At 72.8% G+C, this 23,840-nt stretch carries 24 protein-coding genes; 7 read left to right on the top strand and 17 right to left on the bottom strand.

Annotation, left to right across the window (positions count from 1 at the left end):
• The first annotated feature begins 797 nt into the window (after positions 1-797).
• The 3 genes from ACWCYO_RS20490 to ACWCYO_RS20480 all read left to right on the top strand — a co-directional run bounded on the left by ACWCYO_RS20490 (position 798) and on the right by ACWCYO_RS20480 (position 2,854).
• Positions 798-1,211, top strand: a complete 414-nt coding sequence (locus tag ACWCYO_RS20490; protein WP_449785003.1) for a VOC family protein — start codon at positions 798-800, stop codon at positions 1,209-1,211.
• 106 nt (positions 1,212-1,317) lie between these two features.
• Positions 1,318-1,959, top strand: a complete 642-nt coding sequence (locus ACWCYO_RS20485) for a hypothetical protein (RefSeq protein ID WP_449785002.1) — start codon at positions 1,318-1,320, stop codon at positions 1,957-1,959.
• A 37-nt stretch (positions 1,960-1,996) separates the two neighbouring features.
• Positions 1,997-2,854 carry a hypothetical protein gene (locus ACWCYO_RS20480; RefSeq protein ID WP_449785001.1) on the top strand — a complete coding sequence of 286 codons (858 nt, stop codon included), beginning with the start codon at positions 1,997-1,999 and terminating at the stop codon, positions 2,852-2,854.
• Between the two features lie 12 nt (positions 2,855-2,866).
• On the opposite strand, the gene ACWCYO_RS20475 is transcribed toward ACWCYO_RS20480, so the two are convergent.
• Both ACWCYO_RS20475 and ACWCYO_RS20470 read right to left on the bottom strand, forming a co-directional pair.
• On the bottom strand, positions 2,867-3,142 hold the full coding sequence (locus ACWCYO_RS20475) for a hypothetical protein (protein WP_270146740.1): 276 nt from the start codon (positions 3,140-3,142) through the stop codon (positions 2,867-2,869).
• A complete protein-coding gene (locus tag ACWCYO_RS20470) occupies positions 3,139-3,864 on the bottom strand; it encodes a DUF6193 family natural product biosynthesis protein (RefSeq protein WP_449785000.1) in 726 nt (241 codons plus the stop codon). The genes ACWCYO_RS20475 and ACWCYO_RS20470 overlap by 4 nt, the downstream gene beginning before the upstream one ends.
• Before the next feature lie 188 nt (positions 3,865-4,052).
• Between ACWCYO_RS20470 and ACWCYO_RS20465 the strand changes: the two genes are divergently transcribed.
• Positions 4,053-4,451 carry a hypothetical protein gene (locus ACWCYO_RS20465; RefSeq protein WP_270146738.1) on the top strand — a complete coding sequence of 133 codons (399 nt, stop codon included), beginning with the start codon at positions 4,053-4,055 and terminating at the stop codon, positions 4,449-4,451.
• A 122-nt stretch (positions 4,452-4,573) separates the two neighbouring features.
• On the top strand, positions 4,574-5,749 hold the full coding sequence (locus ACWCYO_RS20460) for a serine hydrolase domain-containing protein (RefSeq protein ID WP_270146737.1): 1,176 nt from the start codon (positions 4,574-4,576) through the stop codon (positions 5,747-5,749).
• Between the two features lie 69 nt (positions 5,750-5,818).
• Here ACWCYO_RS20460 and ACWCYO_RS20455 read toward each other — a convergent pair whose 3' ends face one another.
• The 11 genes from ACWCYO_RS20455 to ACWCYO_RS20405 all read right to left on the bottom strand — a co-directional run bounded on the left by ACWCYO_RS20455 (position 5,819) and on the right by ACWCYO_RS20405 (position 17,337).
• Complete coding sequence (locus ACWCYO_RS20455; protein ID WP_449784999.1) at positions 5,819-6,433, bottom strand: hypothetical protein; 615 nt, start codon at positions 6,431-6,433, stop codon at positions 5,819-5,821.
• A 338-nt stretch (positions 6,434-6,771) separates the two neighbouring features.
• Positions 6,772-7,533 carry an ABC transporter permease gene (locus ACWCYO_RS20450; RefSeq protein WP_405000830.1) on the bottom strand — a complete coding sequence of 254 codons (762 nt, stop codon included), beginning with the start codon at positions 7,531-7,533 and terminating at the stop codon, positions 6,772-6,774.
• A 5-nt stretch (positions 7,534-7,538) separates the two neighbouring features.
• Positions 7,539-8,465 (bottom strand): ATP-binding cassette domain-containing protein, encoded by a 927-nt coding sequence (locus ACWCYO_RS20445; protein ID WP_449784998.1) that lies wholly within the window; start codon positions 8,463-8,465, stop codon positions 7,539-7,541.
• On the bottom strand, positions 8,465-9,304 hold the full coding sequence (locus ACWCYO_RS20440) for a DUF4097 family beta strand repeat-containing protein (RefSeq protein WP_449784997.1): 840 nt from the start codon (positions 9,302-9,304) through the stop codon (positions 8,465-8,467). The genes ACWCYO_RS20445 and ACWCYO_RS20440 overlap by 1 nt, the downstream gene beginning before the upstream one ends.
• 93 nt (positions 9,305-9,397) lie before the next feature.
• Positions 9,398-9,970: a toxin-antitoxin system HicB family antitoxin gene (locus tag ACWCYO_RS20435; RefSeq protein ID WP_449784996.1), complete on the bottom strand. Its 573-nt coding sequence runs from the start codon at positions 9,968-9,970 to the stop codon at positions 9,398-9,400.
• A 140-nt stretch (positions 9,971-10,110) separates the two neighbouring features.
• Positions 10,111-11,130, bottom strand: coding sequence for an adenosine deaminase (locus ACWCYO_RS20430; protein WP_449785007.1), 1,020 nt, complete (start codon positions 11,128-11,130; stop codon positions 10,111-10,113).
• Between the two features lie 195 nt (positions 11,131-11,325).
• Positions 11,326-12,621, bottom strand: coding sequence for a DUF445 domain-containing protein (locus ACWCYO_RS20425; RefSeq protein ID WP_270146731.1), 1,296 nt, complete (start codon positions 12,619-12,621; stop codon positions 11,326-11,328).
• Positions 12,622-13,060: 439 nt separating this feature from the next.
• On the bottom strand, positions 13,061-14,287 hold the full coding sequence (locus ACWCYO_RS20420; protein ID WP_449784995.1) for a glycosyltransferase family 2 protein: 1,227 nt from the start codon (positions 14,285-14,287) through the stop codon (positions 13,061-13,063).
• Positions 14,288-14,538: 251 nt separating this feature from the next.
• Positions 14,539-15,498 (bottom strand): ABC transporter ATP-binding protein, encoded by a 960-nt coding sequence (locus tag ACWCYO_RS20415; RefSeq protein ID WP_449784994.1) that lies wholly within the window; start codon positions 15,496-15,498, stop codon positions 14,539-14,541.
• 26 nt (positions 15,499-15,524) lie between these two features.
• Complete coding sequence (locus tag ACWCYO_RS20410) at positions 15,525-16,487, bottom strand: ABC transporter permease (protein WP_449784993.1); 963 nt, start codon at positions 16,485-16,487, stop codon at positions 15,525-15,527.
• Positions 16,480-17,337: an ABC transporter permease gene (locus ACWCYO_RS20405; protein ID WP_270146727.1), complete on the bottom strand. Its 858-nt coding sequence runs from the start codon at positions 17,335-17,337 to the stop codon at positions 16,480-16,482. Before ACWCYO_RS20405 ends, ACWCYO_RS20410 begins: the two co-directional genes overlap by 8 nt.
• 337 nt (positions 17,338-17,674) lie before the next feature.
• On the opposite strand from ACWCYO_RS20405, the gene ACWCYO_RS20400 reads away from it, so the two are divergent.
• Positions 17,675-20,002 carry a transglycosylase domain-containing protein gene (locus ACWCYO_RS20400; RefSeq protein ID WP_270146726.1) on the top strand — a complete coding sequence of 776 codons (2,328 nt, stop codon included), beginning with the start codon at positions 17,675-17,677 and terminating at the stop codon, positions 20,000-20,002.
• 10 nt (positions 20,003-20,012) lie between these two features.
• Here the strand turns inward: ACWCYO_RS20400 and ACWCYO_RS20395 are convergent, their stop codons facing one another.
• Together ACWCYO_RS20395 and ACWCYO_RS20390 are read right to left on the bottom strand one after the other, a co-directional pair.
• Entirely contained in the window at positions 20,013-21,188 is a 1,176-nt protein-coding gene (locus ACWCYO_RS20395) for a winged helix DNA-binding domain-containing protein (RefSeq protein WP_449784992.1), read from the bottom strand.
• A gap of 9 nt (positions 21,189-21,197) precedes the next feature.
• Positions 21,198-22,088: a LysR family transcriptional regulator gene (locus ACWCYO_RS20390; RefSeq protein WP_449784991.1), complete on the bottom strand. Its 891-nt coding sequence runs from the start codon at positions 22,086-22,088 to the stop codon at positions 21,198-21,200.
• 120 nt (positions 22,089-22,208) lie between these two features.
• Between ACWCYO_RS20390 and ACWCYO_RS20385 the strand changes: the two genes are divergently transcribed.
• Positions 22,209-22,928: an SDR family oxidoreductase gene (locus tag ACWCYO_RS20385; RefSeq protein ID WP_449784990.1), complete on the top strand. Its 720-nt coding sequence runs from the start codon at positions 22,209-22,211 to the stop codon at positions 22,926-22,928.
• A 43-nt stretch (positions 22,929-22,971) separates the two neighbouring features.
• On the opposite strand, the gene ACWCYO_RS20380 is transcribed toward ACWCYO_RS20385, so the two are convergent.
• Positions 22,972-23,274 (bottom strand): GroES family chaperonin, encoded by a 303-nt coding sequence (locus ACWCYO_RS20380; protein ID WP_079136310.1) that lies wholly within the window; start codon positions 23,272-23,274, stop codon positions 22,972-22,974.
• A 187-nt stretch (positions 23,275-23,461) separates the two neighbouring features.
• Entirely contained in the window at positions 23,462-23,803 is a 342-nt protein-coding gene (locus ACWCYO_RS20375; RefSeq protein WP_270146723.1) for a DUF3618 domain-containing protein, read from the bottom strand.
• Positions 23,804-23,840 lie beyond the last annotated feature (37 nt).

Below are 23,840 nucleotides of genomic sequence, written 5' to 3'. Positions count from 1 at the left end.
TGCTACCAGAGCACGTCCTACTTTCAGTAGGAAGAGTCCGTGCAACCCGGGCCTGGCGCTCCACAGTCGGACGGGCCCGGCACCTCCACAGGTGCCGGGCCCGTCCGCATTTGCCACCAGCGGCTCATGAGGGCAGGAATCCCTCCTTCTGGGGTGCTCCCTCGAATCCGTGACCGAGCGTTCGGCACGACGGCGACCCGCCACGGGACCCGCAAGGGTGCGTAATCCAAGTGGAGTCCGTGCACGAATCAGGTTGCCCCGAATTGCCGCAAGCGATGGAGCTGTTCGGGTTTCCGTCGTCAACGGCGGTTTCCTCCGGCCGGATCGATCGCGATCAGCCCTGCTCCGGGGCCGCCGACACCCTCCGCTCGCTCTCGCTCTTGCTCAGCCGGCCGAGGTACCACCGGGCGAAGGTCACCGGCTCGCCGCGCGCATCGAGCAGCGGGGCGAGGTCCTCCTCCTCACACGTTCCGCGAGCAGTGCCCGCACCAGTTCGGGATCGGGCCCCTGCCGGGGGAACGGCTCGGCCAGCCGGGACAGGTCGGCCAGATCACGAGCCGAACACCGCCCCGCTGCGGGGATCGTCCGCCAGCGCGCGCACCCGCTCCCGTACGCCCGCCCACACCTGTCGTTCGACTCGTTCGGCCATGGGCCCGCAGCCTGGACGGGAGTCCGGACACCGCCGGACCGGGGACCGGCGGAGTAGGACCAGCGTCCGATGGCAGCCCGCCCCGTGATCCCTAGGCTAGCTGCGCACCGACACCGCACCCCGCCCCCGCACACCTGGAGCCAGACCCATGCCGGCCGACGCCACCGCACACATCCGCATCGCCCGCCCCTCGCGGGACTTGGCGGCCGCCGAGCGCTTCTGGGTCGCGGGCCTCGGCCTCGACGTCCTGCACCGGCACACCACGGACGGCACCACCCCCGGCGAGCACTCGCTCCTCATGGTCGGCTGGCCCACGGCCGCCTGGCACCTGGAACTCGTCCACGACCCCGCCACGCCCGTCGAACCGCGGCCCACCGCCGAGGACCTGCTGGTCGTCTACCTCGGCGAACCGGTCAGCGACGCACTGGTGGAGCGGCTGGAGCAGCACGGCGGCCGGCGGGTGCCGGCGCACAATCCGTACTGGAACACCTGGGGCGTGACCGTCCAGGACCCGGACGGCTACCTGCTGGTGCTGTCCACCCGTTCCTGGGGCAACGCGTAAGCCTGCGGCGGGCGTTGAGGGGGACTCCTTCGTGCCGGAACCGGATTCCGGGGCCCGGCCGTCCTCTCAGGGTGCCGTCGTTCGCGGCAGGGAGGGGGTTCGGATCGTGATGTGGGCCGTCGTCGGGGTGCCGTTCGCGCTGCTACCGGTCGTCCACTGGCTGCTGCGCGCCCGGGCGACGCCGCTGCGGGCGCCCGTCGCCGCCGCGCTGCTGCTCTGGCTGGCGCTGGTGCTCGCGGTGGCGCTCGACCTGCTGCAGCTGCGCAGCGAGGCCGAGTTGTACCTGCTGTACACGCCGGTCGCCGAACTCGCGGTGCTGCTCGGGCTGTGGCTGGAACGGCGGATCGCCGGCCCGCGCACCGACCGCCCCGGCGGCTGGTCCCGGGTGGCGGGCATCGCCTTCCACACCCAGCTGGCCCTGGTCCTCACCGTGACCCCGCTGCTGGCGCTCGTGTTCTTCCACGAGGCGGACGTCCCCTCCGCGCGGGCCCTGCCGGCGCCGCCGCCCGGCTACACCAGCCTCGGCACCGGCCAGGGCTGCGGCAACGGCAACGGCGCCACCTGCTGGCGCACGCTCTACCTGGCGGGCCCGCCCGACCTGCCGACGGCGGAGGCCGCCGACCGGCTCCGGCCCCGGCAGCGCTGCGAGGCGAACGGCTGGCTGATCGACCGTCGTGAACTCTGCACCGAGGTGAGCACCGACGGCGCCACGATCGTCTACCGCGTCCACCTCGGCGGCAGCCTGTAGCTGCGGGAATGTCGTACCGGAACGGCACGATCAGCGCATGTCCGAAACCTTCGTCGACCTGGGATCCGTCACCGCACCGTCCGGGGTGCTGGTGCTCGGCATGGCCAGTTGGATCGACTACTGGCCGGAACCGGGACAGCCGCTCGCCGAGCGCGCCCGCACGGCGGCCGCCGCAGGCGGAGCCCACCTCCGGGCCGAGCAGTGCGAGGCCGTCGCCGTCCCGGCGGCCGCCGACCGGCCGCTGCGGGTACGGGCGACCACCTCGCCGTCGCCGTTCGACGGGGAACCGACGATCGCGACCCTGGAGATCGCCCTCGGACTCCCCTGGCCCGCCCGCACCTCGGAGCCCGTCCCGCTCGGCGACCTGCCCGTCGACCGGTGCGGCATGGTGATCGGCGACGCCACCGGGCTGGAGGCGTGGACCGGGCTGGACCACGAGAGGACCGACGGACTCGCCGACCTCACCTACTGGGGCCGCTACGCGGACGACGCGCACGCGCGGTTCGGCGGCGAGCGGATCGCCCGGTACGGCGCCGTCGGGCCGCACGGGTGGCTCGACCTCCCGATCGCCGAGGCGGCAGCCCGCGCGGCCGAACTCACCGCCTGGCGGGACCGCCACCACGGCAAGGGCCTCATGGTCTCGATCGACCAGCACAACGACCACTACCGCTTCCAGCGGGCCGCGTGGGGCCACCCGCTGCACGTCGGCGCGATCGAGGTCGGCGGCTGCCAGGTGCTCGGCCTCGACTGGGACCAGGGCGACCACTCGATCCGGCACCACGGCGAGCGGGAGTGGGGCCAGGTCCATCCGGTCACCCTGGCAGCCGACCCGGCCGGCGGTGCGGTGCTGCGCTGGACCATCCCGCCGTACGACTTCGACGGCTCGGATGCCTGACGGGGCTGTCCCTCACCCGGCCCGTCGGCGGCGGCGCAGTTCGCCGAGCCACTCCCGCACCTGCTCGTCGTCGTGCAGGTACTCGCCGCCGGGACCGGTGGGGAGGTCGATCCCGAAGAGCTTGCCCAGTGCCCAGAGGGAGAGTTCGTCCCACTCCAGCCAGTCGTCGAGGAACCACCGGGCCGCCCAGCGGTCGGCCTCGTCCCGGCTCACCCGGCCCTCGGCCACGGCGGCGAACCAGCGCTCGATCTCGTCCAGGTCGGGCTGGGGCCCGGCGGTGCCGCTCACTCGTCCTCGTCGCTGCCGGCCAGGGCGGGGCCGAGGTCGGCGGGCAGGTGGGCGACGGCCAGCGCGGCGGCTTCCTCGGCCGTCCCGACCTCGGCGATCAGGCCACCGTGCGGGAACCGTTGCACGCGGTACGGGTCGCCGTCGCGAGCGGGGTCGATCGCGACCACCGGCTTGCAGGGGTAACCGGTGCGGGGCAGGAAGCAGAGCGTCCCATGGCTGGTGACCGGGAACAGCTGCCGGAGCCTCGGCTGCGCGTGGGCCGCCTCGACCAGCAGGCCGAACCCGGTCAACTCCGGCTCCTCGGCGGCCTGTTCCCGGAGCCAATGCCACTGCAGCTCGACCACGGCGGCAGGCCCGCGCTCGTGGGCCTCGGCGGTTTCCGTGTACGTGAGGAACGGCACCTGTGCGCGCATCTCCCGCAGGCTCCCGCCGCCGCCCCAGGCCTCTGCGGCCCGGATGACGTCCCGGAGGTCCGTGGTGAAGCCCGTGATCATCTCGGCGCCCCGGCTCCAGCCGCTGACGCTGAACCAGCGCTCCTCAGCCCCGATGTGGACCTGGAGCGGCTTCCGCCCGGGGGCCGGGACCGCGATGCCCGCCGAGGAGGGCCCGCCCCAGGCGCCGGGCACCACGGTGATGTCCACGGCCAGTTCGGCGGCCGTCGCCTCCAGTGCGGCGGAGAGGCTGCCGGCGGCGACCAGGTCGGGGTAGAGATCAGGTTTCACCCTTCAAGTCTGACGATCCGACTTCCCGAAATCCAGAAAACGTCCTGATCCCATCGCTTCCGAACGAACCCGGCGGAAGCCGGTTTTCCGCTCGCGGAGGCATGGGTAGTGCGGAGGCGTTCGCACTCCGACGATTCCCAAGTCTCGCGCGGAGGCGAACCTTTGGGATTCCCATGGAAGGATTTCGAATGAACAGGATCGTCCGCAACGCCCTCGTGACCGTCGTGACCGCCGGTGCCCTCACCGCCGCCGTCGCCCCCGTCGCCATGGCCACCGAGCAGACCCGGTCGGTGGCCGGGGTGCAGGCGCAGATCAACAACCCGAAGACGGTCAAGGCCGCCGCCTACAACCAGGCCCGCAGCATCCTCGCCCAGGCCGGCAGCCAGACGGCCGCCAAGTCCCACCCGGCCCACGGCACCAGCGACGTCCCGGTCTCCTACGGCACCAGCCTGCTCGCCGCCGCCCGCGACGAGTTCCGCGCCGCCGACCGGAACCTCCCGGCCGCCCAGAAGAAGTCCGACATGTCGATCCCGCACTACAACGCCATCCACAGCGCCGCCAACACCATGGGCATCGACCGCTGGTGACCCACCCGGCCTGAGGCCCGCACCTCCTCCGGACGGAGGCCCGGCTCTCCTCCGAAAGACGGAGAGCCGGGCCCTTCGCCGGAAGGAGGACCGCCACCACCGCCCGGTGCGAGCGTGGCGCCATGACCACAACTCGCCTTTCCCGCCGCCGAATCGGCGTTACGCTCCTGGCCGCCGCCCTCGCCTCGCTCGCACCGGGTGCAGCGGCAGCCGCGCCCGCGAGCCAGGCCGCCGCCGGCTTACAGCCCGAACTGAACGCGCTGGTCGAGCAGGGCACCAGCACCGCCGCCCTCGCCGAGGTCCGCGACCAAGGGCGCATCACCTGGCGCGGCGCGGCCGGCACCGCCGACCTGGCCACTGGCCGATCGGCCCACGCCGACGGACGGTTCCGGATCGCCAGCGTCACCAAGACCTTCGTCTCGACCGTCACCCTGCAGCTGGTCGGCGAGGGGCGGATCGGGCTCGACGACCCGATCGAGCACTACCTCCCCGGCGCCGTACCGAACGGCGCCGCCATCACCGTCCGGCAACTCCTCAACCACACCAGCGGGCTGGGCAACTACCTGGACGACCCGAAGGTGCGCGACACCACCGAGGCGGGCAACCGGGAGTTCCTCGCCACCGGCCGCTGGATCGAGTACACCCCGGAACGGCTGCTGGCCATCGGCGCCGCCATGTCGCCGTACTTCGCCCCCGGGCAGGGCTGGCACTACTCCAACACCAACTACGTCGTCATCGGCATGCTCATCCGGCAGGTCACCGGGAACAGTTGGCGGGAGGAGGTGGAGAACCGGATCATCCGGCCGCTCGGGCTGCACCACACCACCCTGCCCACCACCTCCACCGCGATCCCCGGCCCGCACGCGCGCGGCTACTTCAAGCTCTCCGAGGGCGCGGCGGACGTCACCCGGCTCTCCCCGACCATCGCGGACGCGGCCGGCGCCGCCATCTCCACCACCGACGACCTCACCCGCTTCCACGCGGCCCTGTTCAGCGGCCACCTGCTCGCCCCGGCGCAGCTCGCCGAGATGACCGCCACCGTTCCGATCCCCGACGCGCCCGACCACGCCGAGTACGGGCTCGGCGTGGTCCGCTACGACCTCTCCTGCGGCCAGTTCTGGGGTCACCCCGGCGAGATCCCCGGCTACTCGACCGGCCTGCTCGGCACCCGGGACGGCAGCCGCCAGTACGCGATCTCCTACAACGAGTACGACAAGAGCGACCGCCGGAAGTCCGACCGGCTCTACCGGGCCTTCGAGGAGAAAGCCCTCTGCGACTCCCCGGCCACCTCGGGCTGAACCCCACCTCAACGGGCCCGCGCGCTCAGGGCTCCTGAGGGCGCGGGGCCCGGAGGTGGTCCGGTGATGCTAGAAGCCCGCGCCGGCAGTCGCATCCTGCCTGGGCAGCACCCGGGGCACGCTCGGGCTGCCGTCGGGGAGGACGTCGAAGACGGTGAGCTTCTCGCGGCCGGTCACGGTGATCTGGTCCGGGCCGGACCAGTCGATGCGGACGAAGTCACCGCCCCGGGTGTTCCAGGTGCCCATGCTCCAGTGACGGGCGGACCAGCCGCTGCCGGCCTCCAGCTCCACCTGGTAGACGGGGTCGGTCGAGAAGGCGACGTTGGTGACGGTCAGCACCCGGTCCGGACGGTTCGGGCTGACGAACCGATCCTCCCGACCTCCGTGGCTGCTGAACACCAGGGACAGGGCCAGGACCGGCACCGCGGCTACGACGAGGGGTGCCAGGACGGCCGCGCAGCCGATCTGCGCGAACCGGGTGCGGAACTCCAACTCGATCAGCAGCGAGGCCACGATCAGCACCACCGCCGTCCCGATGAGCAGGATCGGACGGTTGAGCCAGTGCTCGAGCACCACCAGGCCGCCGGAGCGCGAGGCGTGCCAGCCCGGCAGGTACGCCAGCAGCGCGAGGAGTGCCGCGCCTCTGAGCCCCCAGGCGATCTGTCTGCGACGCCTCGCCGTCATCCGTCCCCCCGGGCGGTCTTTTGTCGATCTTTGCGCGGACTTTACTACAGGGGGCTGCCGCGCCCGGGGCTGCTGACGGACCCTCCGTTACGGGACCAGGGACTCACCGCCCTGGAACCCGAACCCCAGGGCCTCAGGGCGCAGTGCCAGCCGGGGCCGTCGGGGCCGAAGGCCTGCGCGAAGACGACGTCGCTGTCCATGACGTGCAGGACGAGCACCCGCCCGGTCTCGGCGACGATCTCGGCGGCCGTTTCGACCAGGAGGCCGGTGCCCGGGGACGCCGGCGCGGCCCGGGCGGCGAGTCTCCCCGCCTCCCGGGCCGTCCGGCGGCACCCCCGTCACCGCCGGTAGAAGACGCTCCGCGACCAGAAGTAGCCGACCAGCGTGAGGCCGGTGCACCAGGCGACGGCTATCCAGCCGCTGTTGCCGATCCCGGTGCCCATCAGCAGGCCGCGCAGGGTCTCGATGATCGGGGTGAAGGGCTGGTACTCGGCGAACCACCGCAGGACGGTCGGCATCGAGTCCGGCGGGACGATCGCGCTGCCGATGAAGGGCAGGAACGTCAGCGGCAGCGGCGTGTTGCTCGCGCTCTCCGGCGTCTTCGAGACCAGCCCGATGCCCGCCGAGATCCACGTAAGCGTGAGCGTCACGAACAGCAGCAGCCCTGCGGCCGCCAGCCACTCCACCGGGCCCGCGCTCGACCGGAACCCCATGGCGAAGGCCGCACCGATCACCAGCACGAGCGCGACCACCGTCTGGATCACGCTCCCGACCACGTGCCCCGTCAGGAACGCCGATCGCGAGATCGCCATCGTCCGGAACCGGTTGACGATCCCCTCGGTCATGTCGACGCAGACGCCCACCGCCGTGGCGACCGAACCCGCCGTCGCCGTCATCAGGACGATCCCCGGCGTCACGTAGTCGATGTAGCTCCCGCCCCCGATGCCGGCTCCCAACGCGCCCCCGAAGGCGTAGTTGAAGAGCAGAAGCATCATCACCGGCATCACCACGACGGAGAAGGTCATCGCCGGATACCGCTGGGCGCGCTTGAGGTTCCGGCGCAGCATGGTCAGCGAGTCGCTGACCGCGTAGGTCGTCATCGCGCTCATCGCGCACCCTCCCCGGTGAGTTGCAGGAAGACGTCGTCCAGGTCGGCCGTCTCCACGACCAGCGACTCGGCTCGCACGGAGGCGTTGTCGAGTGCGTCCAGCACGGCCTTCACGGTGACCACGGAGTTGTCCCCCGGGATGTCCAATCGCAGCGCCTCCTCGTCAGCGGTGGCGTATTCGAACAGCGTGGCGGCGGCGTCCAGTTGCCCGGCGTCCGCGAACTGCAGCCGGATCCGACCGCCGGGGACGAACCGCTTCAGCTCCTCGGCCGTGCCCTCGGCGACGATCCGGCCGCCGTCCAGGACGGCTATCCGGTCGGCGAGTTGGTCGGCCTCCTCCAGGTACTGGGTGGTGAGGAAGATCGTCACGCCGTGGTCGGCGACCAGCCCCCGGATGATCTCCCACATGGTGCGCCGGCTGCGCGGGTCCAGTCCGGTGGTCGGCTCGTCCAGGAAGATCACCTCGGGGTCGCCGACCAGCGTCATCGCCAGGTCGAGCTTGCGCCGCATGCCGCCGGAGAAGGTGACGACGGGCTTGCGCGCGGCCTCGGTGAGGTCGAAGCGCCGCAGCAGTTCCTCGGCCCGCCTCCGCCCCTCCCGACGGCGGAGGTGGTTGAGGTCGGCCATCAGCAGCAGGTTCTCCTCCGCGGTGAGCAGGTTGTCCACCGCCGAGAACTGGCCGGTCACCCCGATCGCCTTGCGCACCCCGTCGGCCTCGCGGACCACGTCGTGGCCGGCCACCCGGACCGAGCCGCCGTCGGCCGGGATCAGGGTGGAGAGGATCTCCACCGTGGTGGTCTTGCCGGCGCCGTTGGGCCCGAGCAGGGCGAACACGGTGCCCGCCGGGATGGAGAGGTCGATGCCTCGCAGGACCGCCTTGTCCCCGTAGGACTTGGTCAGCCCGACCGCCGAGATCGCCGCCATCAGGCCCTCCGGATGGTGATGCTGCCGACCTGGGTGGTGCCACGGATCTCGACCGTCTCCCGGGCGTCGCCCGGGCCCTGCGCCGGGCCGAGGTCGTTGCGGACGGCGCCGAACTTGCTGTGCACGTCGAGCCAGGCCGCCGTGCCCTCCGCGATGCCGACCTCGACGTCCCCGACGCCGGCCTGCAGGTTGACCTTGCCCCGGACGACCTGGCCGAGCCGGATGTGCCCGTTCGCCGTCTTGGCCTCCACGCCCGCCTCGGCGGAGCCGACGTGGATCCGGCCGTTGGAGGAGTTGGCCGTCAGCTCGCCCCGCACCTCGTCGATCTCGGTGTCGCCGTTGCTGTTCTTGACGGTCAGCCAGCCGTCGACGGTGCCGACCTCGATCCGGCCGGAGCCGGTCACCTCGGCGTTCCCGGCGACGGTGCCGATCCGGATGTCCCCCATGTCGGTCTTGATCCGCACGTGCTCGGCCCGGTCGAGCTGGATCCGGCCCATGGAGGTCTTGATCCGGCAGTCGCCGAGCGGGCCCTCGGTGACGAAGTCCGACATCGGGGACTCGGCGTGCACCTCGGAGCCGAGGGGCAGCTCGACCGTGATCTCGATCGAACCCTTCCGGCTGGAGAACACGGTGCGCTGCTTGGGGCCCTTGACGGTGAGCCGACCGCCGGAGAAGTCGACCTGGGTCAGCTCGGCGGCCTTGACGTCGGCGTCCCTGGTCGCGGCCGTGGGCCGGACCTCGATCGTCGCGTCGGTGCGCTTGCTCGCCCGGATCCACACCGAGCCGATCTCGAAGTCCAGGGCGACGGAGATCGGTCCGTCGGTCTCGTACGTAGGCATGGCTGTCCCGTCCTCTTGGCTCGTGTGGGTGTTCCCGCTGGTCGCAGCGGGGGTGACGTTGAAGGGGCAGATGGTCGGTCGGTGCCGGAGGTGTCAGTGGACCCAGCCGGTGAAGCCCTGGCCGCCCACGCCGCGCGTGGTGCGGGTGCCGAGGTCGGCGGCCGGTCGGGCGGGCGGGCGGCCGCCCTCCACCGCGCCGGCGACGGCCCGGACCAGCCAGGCGTTGAGCGAGAGGCCCTCCTGTCCGGCGGCCTCCTCCGCCCTGGCCTTGAGGTTCGCGGGCAGGCGCAGGTTGATCCGGGCGGTGCCCGCCTCATCGGACTCCGGCACCACGGGCGGCACGAGTGGCGCCACCGGCGACGCCATCGGTGATGCCATCGACGGCGCAACGGGCGGCACTTCTCCGTGGAAGCCACCGGAGCCGGGCGGCGCGGTCACCACGAACTCGGGATCGAGGCCGCGCAGCCGCACGTCCACCGAGCCCGGGGCGAGGTCACGGGTGACTTCGCCCATGGCGGCCGAGAGGGCGTTGAGCAGGGTGAGCCGCACGGCCGACTCCAGTGGGAGCGTCAGCCGCTCGGCCAGCGCACGGGCTTCGTCCCCGCCGGTGGCGGCGGCCACCGCGAGCTCGTTCCGGAGGTTTTCGACGTACGGCGTGAGGTCCATGGTCAGAGCATGGCACAGCCATGGTGCCATGTCGAGGCATTTGTGGCAGCACTTTGGCACCACCACCCGGAAGGCCCGGCGCCACCAAACGGAACCGCCCCGCCGACCGAGGTCGACGGGGCGGTTCACCAGCGGAGACGTCAGCCCTGCTGCCAGCCGGCCAGGTAGGAGTCGATCTCGCCGACCAGACGTGCCTTGCCCGCCTGCTCCAGGAAGGAGGCCTCGACCGCGTTGCGGGCCAGTGCCGCCACCCCGGTCTCGTCCAGCCCCAGCAGCCGCGCCGCCACCGCGTACTCGGTGTTGAGGTCGGTGCCGAACATCGGCGGGTCGTCGCTGTTGACGGTCACCAGCAGCCCGGCGTCCACCATCCGCTTGATCGGGTGGTCCTCGATCCGCTCGACGGCCCGGGTGGCGATGTTGGAGGTCGGGCAGACCTCCAGGGGGATGCGGTGCTCGCCGAGGTGGTCGAGCAGCGCCGGGTCCTTGACCGCCTGGGTGCCGTGCCCGATGCGCTCGGCGCCGAGCTCGCGGATCGCGTCCCAGACCGTCTGCGGACCGGTGGTCTCACCGGCGTGCGGCACGGAGCGCAGGCCGGCCGCCCGCGCCCGGTCGAAGTACGGCTTGAACTGCGGCCGCGGCACACCGATCTCCGGACCGCCCAGGCCGAAGCTGACCAGGCCCTCGGGGGCCAGCTCGGTGGCGAGGCGGGCGGTGACCTCGGCCGCCTCCAGCCCGGCCTCGCCGGGGATGTCGAAGCACCAGCGCAGCACCACGCCGAGGTCCTTCTCGGCGCGCAGCCGGGCGTCCTCGATCGCCTCCATGAAGGCCACGTCCGGGATGCCGCGCTTGACCGAGGAGTACGGGGTGAGGGTCAGCTCCGCGTACCGGATGTTCTGCCGGGCCATGTCCTCGGCCACGCCGTAGGTGAGCGCGCGGACGTCCTCGGCGTCGCGGACCAGGTCCACCACGCTCAGGTAGACCTCGATGAAGTGCGCGAAGTCGGTGAAGGTGAAGTACTCGGCGAGCGCCGCCGGGTCCGTCGGCACCTTGGAGTTCCCGGCGTGCCGGGCGGCCAGCTCGGCGACGATGCGCGGCGAGGCGGAGCCGACGTGGTGGACGTGCAGTTCCGCCTTGGGCATCCCGGCGATGAACGCCTCGATGCTCCGGTCCGCGGCGCTGCCGCTACCAGTGGGGTTTCCGATCCGACTTCCGTCCGGCTGGACCACGGTGGTTCCCTTCTCCTGCTGCTCCGCGCCTTCTACGCGCGTATCGCGAATATCGGCCCAGGATAGGCCCAAACCCGGGCGCCCGGCTCTGGGCGCCGGGCCGGGGGCGGGCCGGGCGCCGGCCCGGGGTCAGCCGCCGAGCGCGGACGCCACGGTGTGGATCAGCAGCCCGGCCAACGCGCCGACCACGGTGCCGTTGATCCGGATGAACTGCAGGTCCCGCCCGACGTTGGCCTCGATCTTGCGGGAGGCGTCGTCGGCGTCCCAGCCCGCCACCGTCTCCGAGATCAGCGAGGTGATCTCGGCCCGGTAGGTGTCGACCAGGTACTGGGCGGCGTCCTGCAGCCAGCCGTCCACCTTGGCCTGCAGCCTGGCATCGGTGGCCAGGCGCTCACCGAAGCGGCGCACGCCCTCGCGGATGCGCCGACGCAGTTCGCTGTCCTCGTCCTCGGCCGCGCCCATCACCAGGGTGCGCACCGCCGCCCAGGTGGAGTTGATCAGGTCCTGCACCTCGGGGCGGTTCAGCAGCTCGCCCTTGGCCCGCTCGACCCGGGCGATGGTCTCCGGGTCGGTCTGCAGCTCGGTGGCGAAGTCGGCGAGGAAGTTGTCGATCGCGCCGCGGGCCGGGTGGTCGGGGTCGTCCCGGATCTCGGTGACGAAGCGCAGCAGTTCCTTGTAGACCCGCTCGCCGACCTGGTGGTCGAGGAACTTCGGCGTCCAGCCCGGGGTCTTCTGGCTGACCTTCCGGACCACGTCCTCGTGGTTGGCGGTCAGCCAGCCGTGCGCCCGGACGGCGACGAGGTCCACCACGCCGCGGTGCCCGCCGTCCGCGACCACCTTGCCCAGCATCCGGCCCATCGGCTCGGCCACCGAGGTGGCGGCGGCCCGCCGGGTCACCGCCTCGGCCACCACCGCCCGCACGTCGTCGTCGCGCAGCACCGCGAGCAGGCCGCGCAGCGCCGCCGAGGCCTCCTTGGTGACCCGCTCGGCGCTGCCCGGCGCGGCCAGCCACTCCCCCAGCCGGCGGCCGACGCCGAGTGCGGCGAGCCGGCCGCGCACCACGTGTCCGGCCAGGAAGTTGTCGCCGACGAAGTCGCCGAGCGAGCGCCCGAAGGCGTCCTTCTTGGTCGGGATGATCGCGGTGTGCGGGATCGGCAGGCCGAACGGGCGCCGGAACAGGGCCGTCACCGCGAACCAGTCCGCCAGCGCACCGACCATGCCCGCCTCGGCGGCGGCCGCCACGTACCCGGCCCAGGCGCCGGCGCCGGTCGCCTTGGCCCAGGTGGAGAGGGCGAAGACCAGGGTCGCGAAGGCCAGCAGGCCGGTCGCGATGGTCTTCATCCGGCGGACGCCGCGTCTCTTCTGCTCGTCGGCCGCGGTGAACCGGACTCCGGGGCCGGTCCCGCTGAAGGCTTCGTCACTCACCCCGCCAGTCTGCCCGGTGCCCGGCGCGGACGGGGGCGTGCCCCGCGATCACGCGCCCTGACCGGCGACCACCCGCCCTCAACCCCCGCCGCACGCCCCGGCTCACGCACCCAATTCACGCCCCGCCCGGCCGGCTCACGCCCCGCTGCACGCCCCGACTCACGACGCACCCCCGGCCCCGCCCACGGACGGCCGCCGAGGCGGCCACCGCGGCCGTGGTGTCGGTGGTGGCGCGCAGCCGGCCCGGTCCTCGGCGACCACCCGCTTGAGCGCCTGGCCCAAACCCTCCTCCCGAGGGAACGGCCGCTCGCCCCGGTTGACGCTCTCCACCACCCGGGGCGCGATGTCCGCCCCGATCACCCGGTGCCCCTTCAGCGCGAACCGCACGGCCGGCGGCAGACCCGGCCTGCCCGGCCCGCCGTGCAGACGTCCGGGCGCGTCATCCCCGTCGTCGGTTCACCGAGTTGGCCAGCCGGCGCCACGCCGGATGGCGCCGCAGGCCGCGCCGCAGCTGCTCCGGGACGACGCCCCGCCACAGCTGCTGGGCGAGGTTGAGCGGCGGGGCGTCCGCGACCAGCGGCTCCTCGCGCAGCAGGAACAGCTCGTCCGGCAGCGCGAGCCGGGCGTCCCGCAGCGCCGGGTAGCCCGCGTAGTGCCGCCGGCCGTCCACCACCACCGGTGGTTCGCCGTGCGCCGCCTCGTAGCGGATCTGGTCGCGCAGCGCCTCCGGCCGTACGGCGACGGCGAGTTCGAGCCGCAGCCGGGCCGCGACCGGCAACCGGTGGTACACCGCGCGGGCCCCGAACCGCTCGACCAGCCGGCCGACCTCCACGCACACCCGCCGCTGCAGCCCGTCGTCCAGCAGCAGGAAGCCGTCCTGGAGCAGCCGGGGCACGTCCCAGCCGAAGCTGCGGGCCCGGATCGCGTCCAACTCCTCACCGGGCTGCGCCAGGTCGGCGGCGACCTGCTGCAGCGCGGCGATCCCGCGCAGCCGGTCCGGCACCGAGGCCCGCTCGGTGACGTTGCCCCGGTCCTCGCGCAGCACCAGGAAGTAGCTGTCGTAGCCGGCGAGGACGGACACCCGGCCCGCGCGCAGGCAGGCCTCCAGGGTAAACGACTGGTCCGAGAAGACCTTCAACTCCTCGTTGTGGCACAGCCCGTGGCGCCGGATGAGGTCGAGCCGGAACAGCTTGGTGTCGGACAGCGCCCAGGCCAGCGCCGAGTCGGTGAAGCCGACCGACTCGGCGTCGGCGTGGAAGATGCCCTGCGGCACCAGCCGCCCGTTCACCCCGACCTGCTTGGGCACCACCACGTCCGAGCCCCAGGCGTCGGCGGCCGCGACCAGCCGTTCCAGCGCTTCCGGGCCGAGCCGGTCGTCGGCGCCGAGGAACAGCACGTAGCGGCCGCGGGCCATCGCCAGCCCCCGGTTGGCGGGGCCGGCCGGGCCGCCCGAGTTGGGCTGGTGGACCACCCGGAACAGCTCCGGGTGCCGGGCGGCGTACTCGTCCAGCAGCGCCTCCCCGCCGTCCGTGGAGCCGTCGTCGACGACCACCGCCTCCAGCCGCCCCGGCGCCAGGGACTGCCCGACCAGCGAGTCCAGGCAGGCGGTGAGGTACGGCATGGTGTTGTAGACCGCGACCACCACGGTCACGTCGGGTACGGTCATCGGGCGGCGGGCCTCCGGGGTGTGGTCGAGCGGGGTGCGGCCGAACGGGTTTGGCCAAGCGGGGTACGGCCGGGCGGGTTTGGCCGAGCGGGGGGTGCGGCCGAGCGGGGTTTGGTCGAACGGAACCTCGCCCCGTCAACTCGGCCGCCCGCCGGGGAGTCACGTGCCCTCCCCGGACGGGTGACCGGGCCCGAACACCCTCGCGAGTCGGCCGGCCGATCGCGACCTCGGCGAACGCCGGCCCGACCGCGCTAACCGATCGTGACCCTGGCGTACATCCGCGCGATCACGTCCTCGATGGCCGGCTCGCGCACCGAGAGGTCCACCAGCGGGTACCGCGCCGCGACCTCCGCCACGATCGGCGCCGCGCTCTCCCGCGCCGGGAAGGCCAGCCACTGGCGCGGCCCCTCGACCTTCACCACCCGCGCCCCGGCCACCTCGATCGGCGGCCGGGCCTCGGCCAGGTCGACCACCAGCGTCCGCTCGCTGCGCCCGGCGGCGTGCAGCCCGTCCAGTCCGCCGTCGTGGACGACCCGGCCGTGGTCGATCACCATCACCCGGTCGCAGAGCTGCTCGATGTCGGTGAGGTCGTGGGTGGTGAGCAGCACCGTGGTGCCGCGGTCGCGGTTGACCTCGCGCAGGAACTCGCGCACCTTGCCCTTGCTGACCACGTCCAGGCCGATGGTCGGCTCGTCCAGGTAGAGCACCTGGGGGTCGTGCAGCAGCGCGGCCGCGAGGTCGCCGCGCATCCGCTGGCCGAGCGAGAGCTGCCGGACGGGTGTGTCCAACAAGCCGGCCAGATCGAGCAGTTCGACGCAGCGGCCGAGGTTCTCGCGGTACCGCCGGTCGGGGATGCGGTAGATCCGACGGGCGAGTTCGAAGGAGTCGCGCAGCGGGAGGTCCCACCACAGGGTGGTGCGCTGGCCGAAGACCACGCCGATCCGGCGGGCCAGCGCGACGCGTTCGCGGGCCGGGTCGACCCCGGCGACGCGCAGCCGGCCGGAGCTGGGGACGAGGATGCCGGTGAGCATCTTGATGGTGGTCGACTTGCCGGCGCCGTTGGGGCCGATGTAGCCGACGCACTCGCCGGCCTCGACGGTGAAGCTGAGCCCGTCCACCGCGCGCACCTCGCGCTTGACCCGGCTGAACCGGCCGGTGCGGGCCCGCACGGTGAAGCTGCGGCGGACGTCCTGGAGTTCGATCAGTGCCATGGAAGTTCCTTACGGAGTACGGAGGTTCAGCTGCCGGTGCCGCGGTAGGCGCGCAGTCCGGCCCGCCAGGCGGTCCCGGCGGCGGCGACGCACAGCGCGGCGGCGACGGGGGAGGCGTACTGGAAGGCGGTGGGCAGCCCGAGCGGGTCGGGCCGGTCGAGGATGCGCAGGCTGGGCAGCCAGTTGACGAAGGCCAGCGGGACGCCGAAGACCACCCCGGCGACCAGTTCCTTGGCGAAGATGGTCGGCGGGTAGTGCAGCAGGGTCGCGCCGCCGTAGGTGAAGGAGTTCTGGATCTCCTTGGACTCGCCCCACCAGAACTGGACGGTGGCGCCGCCGACGTAGATCGCGCCGAAGATGACGGTGCCGCACACCAGCAGGACGGGCACCAGCAGCACCCGGTCCCAGGTCCAGTGCACGTCCAGGGTGGCCAGCGACCAGACGAGCACGATCACGGCCTGGAGCGGGCGGCCGAGCCGGCGCAGGCTGAAGCGCTCGGCGCACAGCTGGGACAGCGCGGGGGCGGGGCGGATCAGCATGGTGTCCAGCGAGCCGCTCATGATCCGCACGCCGAGGCCGTCGGCCGAGCCGACCAGCAGGTTGGCCATGCCGAGGGAGAAGGTCGCGGTGGCGTAGAGGAAGGCGATCTCCGGCAGGTTCCACCCGCCGAGCCGGTCGGTGTGCCGGAACATGATCACCAGGACGACGAAGTCGAGGGAGTGGGTGACCAGGCTGGCCAGCAGGTTCAGGAAGAAGGAGGCCCGGTAGGCCATCATCGAGCGCATCCACATCCGGGCGCACAGCCACCAGGAGCGGACCGCCCAGGACGTCCGGGCGGCGAACGAGTCAGCGGCGAACGAGTCAGCGGCGAACGAGTCAGCGGCGAGCGGCTCAGCGGCGAGCGGCTCAGCGGCGAGCGGCTCAGCGGCGAGCGGCTCAGCGGCGAGCGGCTCAGCGGCGAGCGGCTCAGCGGCGAGGGGATCAGCCACCCTGAACCACCACCCGGCGGGTCGCCAGCCACTGGGCACCCCGCCCGGCGGCGAGCAGCACGGCCGCCCAGCCGAGCTGGAAGCCCAGCGCCGGGAGCAGCCCGCTGCCCTCGGCCCGCTCCAGGAAGACGTCGGTCGGCACCTTGACCAGGGCCGCCCAGGGCAGCACCCGGCCGAGGTCGCCGAGCCAGCCGGGGAAGAGCGCGATCGGCAGCAGCATCCCGGAGAAGAACATCGAGACCACCAGCATCACCGCGCGCACCCCCTCCGAGTCGTGCAGCCAGAAGCCGGTGATCGAGACCAGGAACCGCAGCCCGAAGCTGACCAGCAGCGCGAGCAGGGCGGAGAGCAGGAAGAACACCCAGGTCAGCGGGTGCTCGGGCATCCGGGTGCGGAACACCAGCGCGCCCACCAGCATCGGCACGGTGCCGCGGACCAGCGCCTGGAAGCCGGCCCGGCCGAGGTCGGTGGCCAGCCACCAGCCCTGGAAGTCGACCGGGCGGTAGAGGTCGACGGCGATGTCACCGCTGCGGAAGCGGTCCTGGACGTCGTCCTGGAAGCCCCCGCCCCAGACCGCGATGGTGACCAGCAGGCCCTGGCTGACCCAGATGTAGGTGACGGCCTGGCTCTGGTCGTAGCCGCCGAGGCCCGGGCGGGCCTGCCAGAGCGCGAGGAAGGAGGAGGCCAGGATGATGCCGAAGACGGTGTTGGTGAAGGTGCCGGCCAGGGTGGCGGCCCGGTAGGTGGAGTAGCGGCGGAAGGCGCCGCGGGCGACGGCGGCGTACAGCCCGGCGGCGGATCCACCGGAGGTATCAGGGGGCCTCGCCCCGACGAGTGCGGCGTTCGGCATATTGTCTCCTTGTCGACAAATACGGGCAGACGGCTGCCCGCAGACGTCCGCGCACACCCCAGCGGCCCCGACCGACCACACCCGGGGGTACCGGGCTCGGCGGACGGAGCTGTCAGAAGTCAGTGCGCTATGCGATTTGCACCTTTCACCGTACCGCCGGCCCCCATCACCCGCACCCAAATTTCCGAGGCACCCCAAGACGCATCCCAGGACGCATCCCAGACGCACCCGGGGCGCCCCGAGACGCACGCCCAGGGCGCACGCCGCCCCCCGCACAACCGCGCACCTCAGCCCCCGGCCGCCGCTGAACTCACGTCAAATAGCAGATAATCCCGTCATGACCTCGAGCACCCGACGCCAGGCCAAACGGGCCGCCCGCCGCGAAGCCCGCCGCGCCCTCCCCCTCTGGCGCCGGCTCCTGCCCACCTGGCGGATCACCCTCGGCACCCTCACCGCCCTCCTGCTGCTCGCCGTCGGCGCCTTCGCCGTGCTCTACGTCATCGTCCCCGTGCCCGACCCCAACGCCCACGCCGTCGCCCAGAACAACATCTACCTCTACGCCGACGGCACCACCGAGATCGCCCGCACCGGCGCCGTCAACCGCACCGACGTCACCATCGACCAGATCCCCCTGCAGACCCAACAGGCAGTCGTCTCCGCCGAGGACCGCACCTTCTACCAGAACCGCGGCATCGACCTGAAGGGCATGCTCCGCGCCGGCTGGAACACCCTCCTCGGCAAGGGCATGCAGGGCGGCTCCACCATCACCCAGCAGTACGTCAAGAACTACTACCTCACCCAGGACCAGACCTTCGCCCGCAAGGGCCGCGAACTCTTCATCGCCCTCAAGGTCGACCAGCAGCGCAGCAAGAACGAGATCCTCGCCGGCTACCTCAACAGCAGCTACTACGGCCGCGGCGCCTACGGCATCCAGAGCGCCGCCCACGCCTACTACGGCGTCGACGTCTCCCAACTCACCCTCGGCCAGGGCGCCTACCTCGCCTCCCTGCTCCAGGCCCCCAGCCTCTACGACGTCAAGACCGCCACCCCCGCCAACCGCGAAAAGGCCATCGCCCGCTGGAACTACGCCCTCGACGGCATGGTCCAACTCGGCTTCCTCACCACCGCCGACCGCAACGCCACCACCTTCCCCGAACCCATCGACCCCCAGCCCGCCACCGGCCTCGCCGGCCAGGCCGGCTACCTCGTCGGCGTCGCCGACGACTACCTCATCTCCTCCGGCACCATCGACGCCGCCACCCTCAAGGCCGGCGGCTGGCGCATCACCACCACCTTCGACAAGCCCAAGCAGGACGCCTTCGTCAAAGCCGTCCAGGACGAACTCACCGGCGAACTCGACCCCAAGGCCCGCCCCACCACCGACACCGACGTCCGGGTCGCCGGCGCCTCCGTCGAACCCGCCACCGGCCGCGTCGTCGCCGTCTACGGCGGCCCCGACTACGCCAAACAGCCCTTCAACGACGCCCTGCGCCAGGACAACCAGATCGGCTCCACCTTCAAACCCATCGACCTCGCCGCCGGCCTGATCGCCCAGCACACCGTCGACGGCCACCCCATCACCACCGAAACCCGCTACGACGGCACCAGCGAACGCCCCGTCACCGGCGGCCCCACCCCCTACGCGCCCCCCAACGAGGACGACGTCGACTACGGCAACATCACCCTGCGCTACGCCATGGTCAAGTCCGTCAACTCCGTCTACGCCCAGGAAGGCGTGGACGCCGGGCTCGCCCGGGTCCGCGACACCGCCGTCAAACTCGGCATCCCCGACAACGTCCGCGGCATGGACCCCGCCAACACCTCGATGACCCTCGGCACCGCCACCCCCAGCGCCCTCGACCTGGCCGGCGCCTACGCCACCCTCGCCAACCACGGCCAGGCCCACACCCCCTGGTCCGTCCAGAAACTCGAACGCGTGAACCCCGGCGGCGCCATCGACGTCCCCAAGATGCCCGACCACAAGGCCGTCGACGCCATCGGCCGCACCGTCGCCGACTCCGTCACCGACGTCCTGCGCGACGTCGTCAGCCCACGCGGCACCGGCGCCGCCGCCCTCGACCTCGGCCGCCCCGCCGCCGGCAAGACCGGCACCACCGACGCCAACCTCTCCGCCTGGTTCGCCGGCTACACCCCCGAACTCACCACCACCGTCGGCCTGTTCCGCGAGAACCCGAAGAGCCACGCCAAGGAACCGCTGGCCGGCACCGCAGGCCTCACCCGGATCAACGGCGGCGCCTTCCCCACCAAGATCTGGACCGCCTACATGACCGCCGCCCTCGGCGGCACCCCCACCCAGCAGTTCGACCTCCAGACCGGCCACAGCGCCCCCGGCCCCGACAGCTGGCCCACCACCGGCACCCCCAGCAGCAGCTCCCCCAGCACCACCCCCAGCCCCGCCACCACCGGAGCCCCCGCGCCCACCCCCAGCCACGCACCCAGCGCACCCGCGGCCGTCACCGACCAGCCCGGTCCCGGCCCCGGCCCCGCCGCCCCCAGCCCGCAGAACCCCCAGCCCACCCCCAGCCAGGACCAGCCCCTCCCCACCAGCCGCCCCACCCAGACCCGACCCGCCCAGCCCAGCAACCCGCCCACCGCCACCACCGGACCCACCAGCACGGCGGTCGCCCCGGCCCCGGCCCGGTGACCCCGCAGCGCTACCCCTTCGCGACCAACTCCCGCTCCAACGGCGTCCGGAAGCGCGGCGTCACCCGCACCTCCCCCAACCACCCCGCCAACCGCCCCGCCTCCACCGCGACCGCCCGCTCCGCCTCCACCCCGACGTCCCGGAACAACCGCCACACCACCTCACCGTCCGCCCGCTGCGCCCAGCCGCCGACCACCTCACCGCACCACCACACCGTCGGCCCGGCGTTGCCCGCCCGGTCGAACAAGGCCGGCACGTCCTCCGACCGCAGGTACCAGTCCCGCCCCCGCCAGCCCATCACCGCCGGATCCAACGCCGGCAGCAGCGCCGCCCACGGCTCCACCGCCGCCACCGGCCCCTCGTCCCCCGGCAGCACCAGGGCCGCCGCACCGTCCGCCAGCGCCACCCCCCGCGCCCCCACGTCCGCCAGCGCCGCCCGGACGTCCCCCAGCGTCCAGCCCGTCCACCACTTCACGTCCTCCACCGTGGCCGGACCGTACGCCCCCAGCCAGCGCCGCACCACCTCCGCCTTCGCCGCCCGCACCGGCACCTCCGGCCACTGCGGCACCAGCGCCCACGGATAGCTGCTGCTCAACCACGACCCGCGCGGACGGCACCGGCGCACGTGCCCGTCCGAGGCCAGCAACCGCAGCAGCCGACTGCCCACGCTCTGCTTCGCCTCGTACGCCTTGCCCGCCGACATCAGCATCGTCTCGCGCAACTGCGGCACGTCCCGGCCGAGTTCCTGGGTCGTCGCCTCCCCGCGCACGGCCAGCGCGGCCAGCACCTCGCGCTCCGTCTCCGCCAGCCGGGCCGCGTCCCAGCCCTCGGCGTGGTCCCGCAGGTGCTTCAGCAGCGTCGCCCGCTCCTTCGCCGCGATCGCCCGCGCCGCCCCCGCACTCACATAAGGGGCCAGGCCCTCCGTCACCGCGAAGATCGTCCGCCGCATCGACAACAGCTTCACCAGCGAGACGTCCTCGTACAGCGCCCGGTCCACCTCCGCCGCCGACGGCTCCGCCAGCCGCGCACAGGCCGACAGGTACACCGTCGCCGCGTCCGTCGCGTGCAGGCCGACCACCGCGTCGGCCACGTCCTCCACCCGCGCCGCCCGCACCGAAGGCGCCAACAACTGCCGACGCCCCAACCGGGCCCGCCGCTCGCCATCACCAATCACCGGGACGCCCATACCCGGACCCTAGCGGCCGCCACCGACAGAACCCGCCAAGTGCTCCACCGCCAGCTCCGCGAACTCGGCCAGCAACGGCGACGACCGCCCCGCCGCCCAGGCCAGGCACACCCGGTGCGGCGCGACGTCCGAAACCGGCACGTGCACCACGTCCGAACGGGTGTAGAAGGCAGCCATCGACAACGGCAGCACCACCATCCCCTCCCCCGCCGCCACGTACTCCAGCTTCTCCTCCACCGTGTCCGCCCGCGGCCGCGACCGCTCCGGCCGCCGCCCCGACACCCCTGGCAGATCCCGCCACTCCGGCACCGAGTCCGGGTCCTGCAACAGCAGCTCACCACCCAACTCGGCCATCGCGACGGACACCTCACCCGCCAGCCGGTGCCCGGCCGGCAACACCGCCACCCGCGGCTCGGCGAACAGCGGACGCAGCACCAGCCCCCGCCGCTCCACCGGCAAGCGGACGAAGGAGACATCCACCCGGCCGTCCAGCACCACCCCCGCCTGGTCACTCCAAGACGTCCGCACCACCTCCACCACCAGCCCCGGATGCCGCCCACGCAACGCCCGCACCGCCGCCGTCACCGTCACCCCCGGCATGAACCCCACCACGAACCGGTCCGGCCCCTCACCCGACCGCCCCACCCGCCGCCGCAACGCCTCCGCCGCCGCCAGCAACGGCGGCGCATCCTCCAACAACTGCCGCCCCGCATCCGTCAGTTTGGTGGAACGACGATCCCGCCGGAACAACCGCGCACCGAACTCCGCCTCCAACGCCCGGATCTGCCGCGACAAGACGGGCTGCGCGATGTGCAACTCCACCGCCGCCCGCCCGAAGTGCAACTCCCGCGCCACCGCCACGAAATACCGCAGCTTCCGCAGATCGACGTCCACCGCCACCCCCGACTCCCCACTGATACCCCGAGGGTATGACAGCCGGCCGAACAGGTCTTGGACGGCAACACCCCACCCGCCGCAAGATCGACACAACACCCCAGCCACACGACGAAAGGCACCACCATGCCCCTCAAGGACCAGCACGTCGTCGTCCTCGGCGGCACCTCCGGCATCGGCCTCGCCACCGCCGCCCTCGCCGCCGAACGCGGCGCCCGGGTCACCGTCGTCTCCAGCCGGCCGGACAGCGCCGAACGCGCCCTCAGCACCCTGCCCACCGGCACCGCCGCCGAGACCGCCGACCTCACCGACAGCCACCAGGTCACCGCCCTGTTCGACCGCCTCGGCCCCCTCGACCACCTCGTCTACACCGCCGGCGACCCGCTCACCCTGCTGACCGTCGACACCATGGACCTCGACGCCGCCCGCGCCTCCTTCACCCTCCGCTACTTCGGCGCCCTCGACGCCGTCCGCACCGCCGTCCCGCTGCTGCGCCCCGGCGGCTCCATCACCCTCACCTCCGGCACCGCCGGCATGCGCCCGGTACCGGGCTGGAGCGTCGCCGCGAGCATCTGCGGCGCCGTCGAAGCCATGGTCCGGGCACTGGCCGTGGAGCTCGCCCCGATCCGGGTCAACGCCGTCCGCGCCGGGATGATCCGCACCCCGCTCTGGTCCGGCCTGCCCGAGACCGACCGCGAGCAGATGTACACGCAGACGGCCGCCGCCCTCCCCCTCGGCCGGATCGGCGCCCCCGAGGACACCGCCAAGGCCTACGCCTACCTGATGGAACAGCGCTTCGCCACCGGCACCGTCCTCACCGTCGACGGCGGCGGACTGCTCGCGTAGCCCGTCCGATCACAGGCGCGGCCCGATCACGGACAGAAGCCGATCACAGGTACAGGCCCGTCGAACCCTCCGTGTCCCCGAAGCGCGTCGCCGCCACCGCGTGCAGGTCGCGCTCGCGCAGCAGCACGTAGGTCGCGCCCCGGACCTCGACCTCCAGCTTGTCCTCCGGGTCGTACAGCACCCGGTCACCCGGCTCCACCGAGCGCACGCTCTGGCCGACGGCCACCGCCTCCGCCCACGTGCACCTTTTACTCAGCTCCGCGGTCGCCGGAATCAGGATGCCGCCGGTCGAGCGGCGCTCGCCCTCACTGCCCTCGATGCGCACCAGCACGCGGTCGTGCAGCATCCGGATCGGCAGTTTCTCGCCCAGCCGGTCGTGCCGCGTGGAGTCGTGCCCGTGGTCGGAATGCGTCGGGTTGTCGTTCGTACTCACGGTCCCGAAGGTACCGCCCCGGGGCGCGGAGCGTGACGCTGGCCCGGCATGCGGAAGGGCCGGTCCCGCCCAGCGGCGGTCCGGCCCTCCGGAACCACGCTCAGTCCTTGCGGCGCTTGCGGGACGAAGCGATCAGCACCACCAGGCCGACGCCGACCAGCGCCGCCGGAACGATCCGCTCCTTGCGCGGCTGTCCCTTCTCGTCCACGAACTGCGCCCGGACCTTCTCGACCAGGCCGTTCGCGGCCACGTACGCCCGGGCCGTCCGCTCCTCGACGGAGGCCATCGCCTTGGCCTTGACCTGCGCGGAGATGGTGCTCGGGTGGATCCGCACGGCCAGCTCGTCCAGGTTCGTCGCCAGCCGCTCACGGGTGCGCTCGATGTCCGCCTCGATCTGCGCGGCCGTCCGCTGCGGCTTGTCCTGCGTGCTCGACTCGCCCACTCGGGCCACCCCATTCACTTGCCGATTCGTTCCTGTC

It is taken from the genome of Kitasatospora sp. NPDC001683 (genome assembly GCF_053596495.1).
Note: the sequence above shows the minus strand (reverse complement) of the source record. Positions and strands in the feature narration are given on the sequence as shown.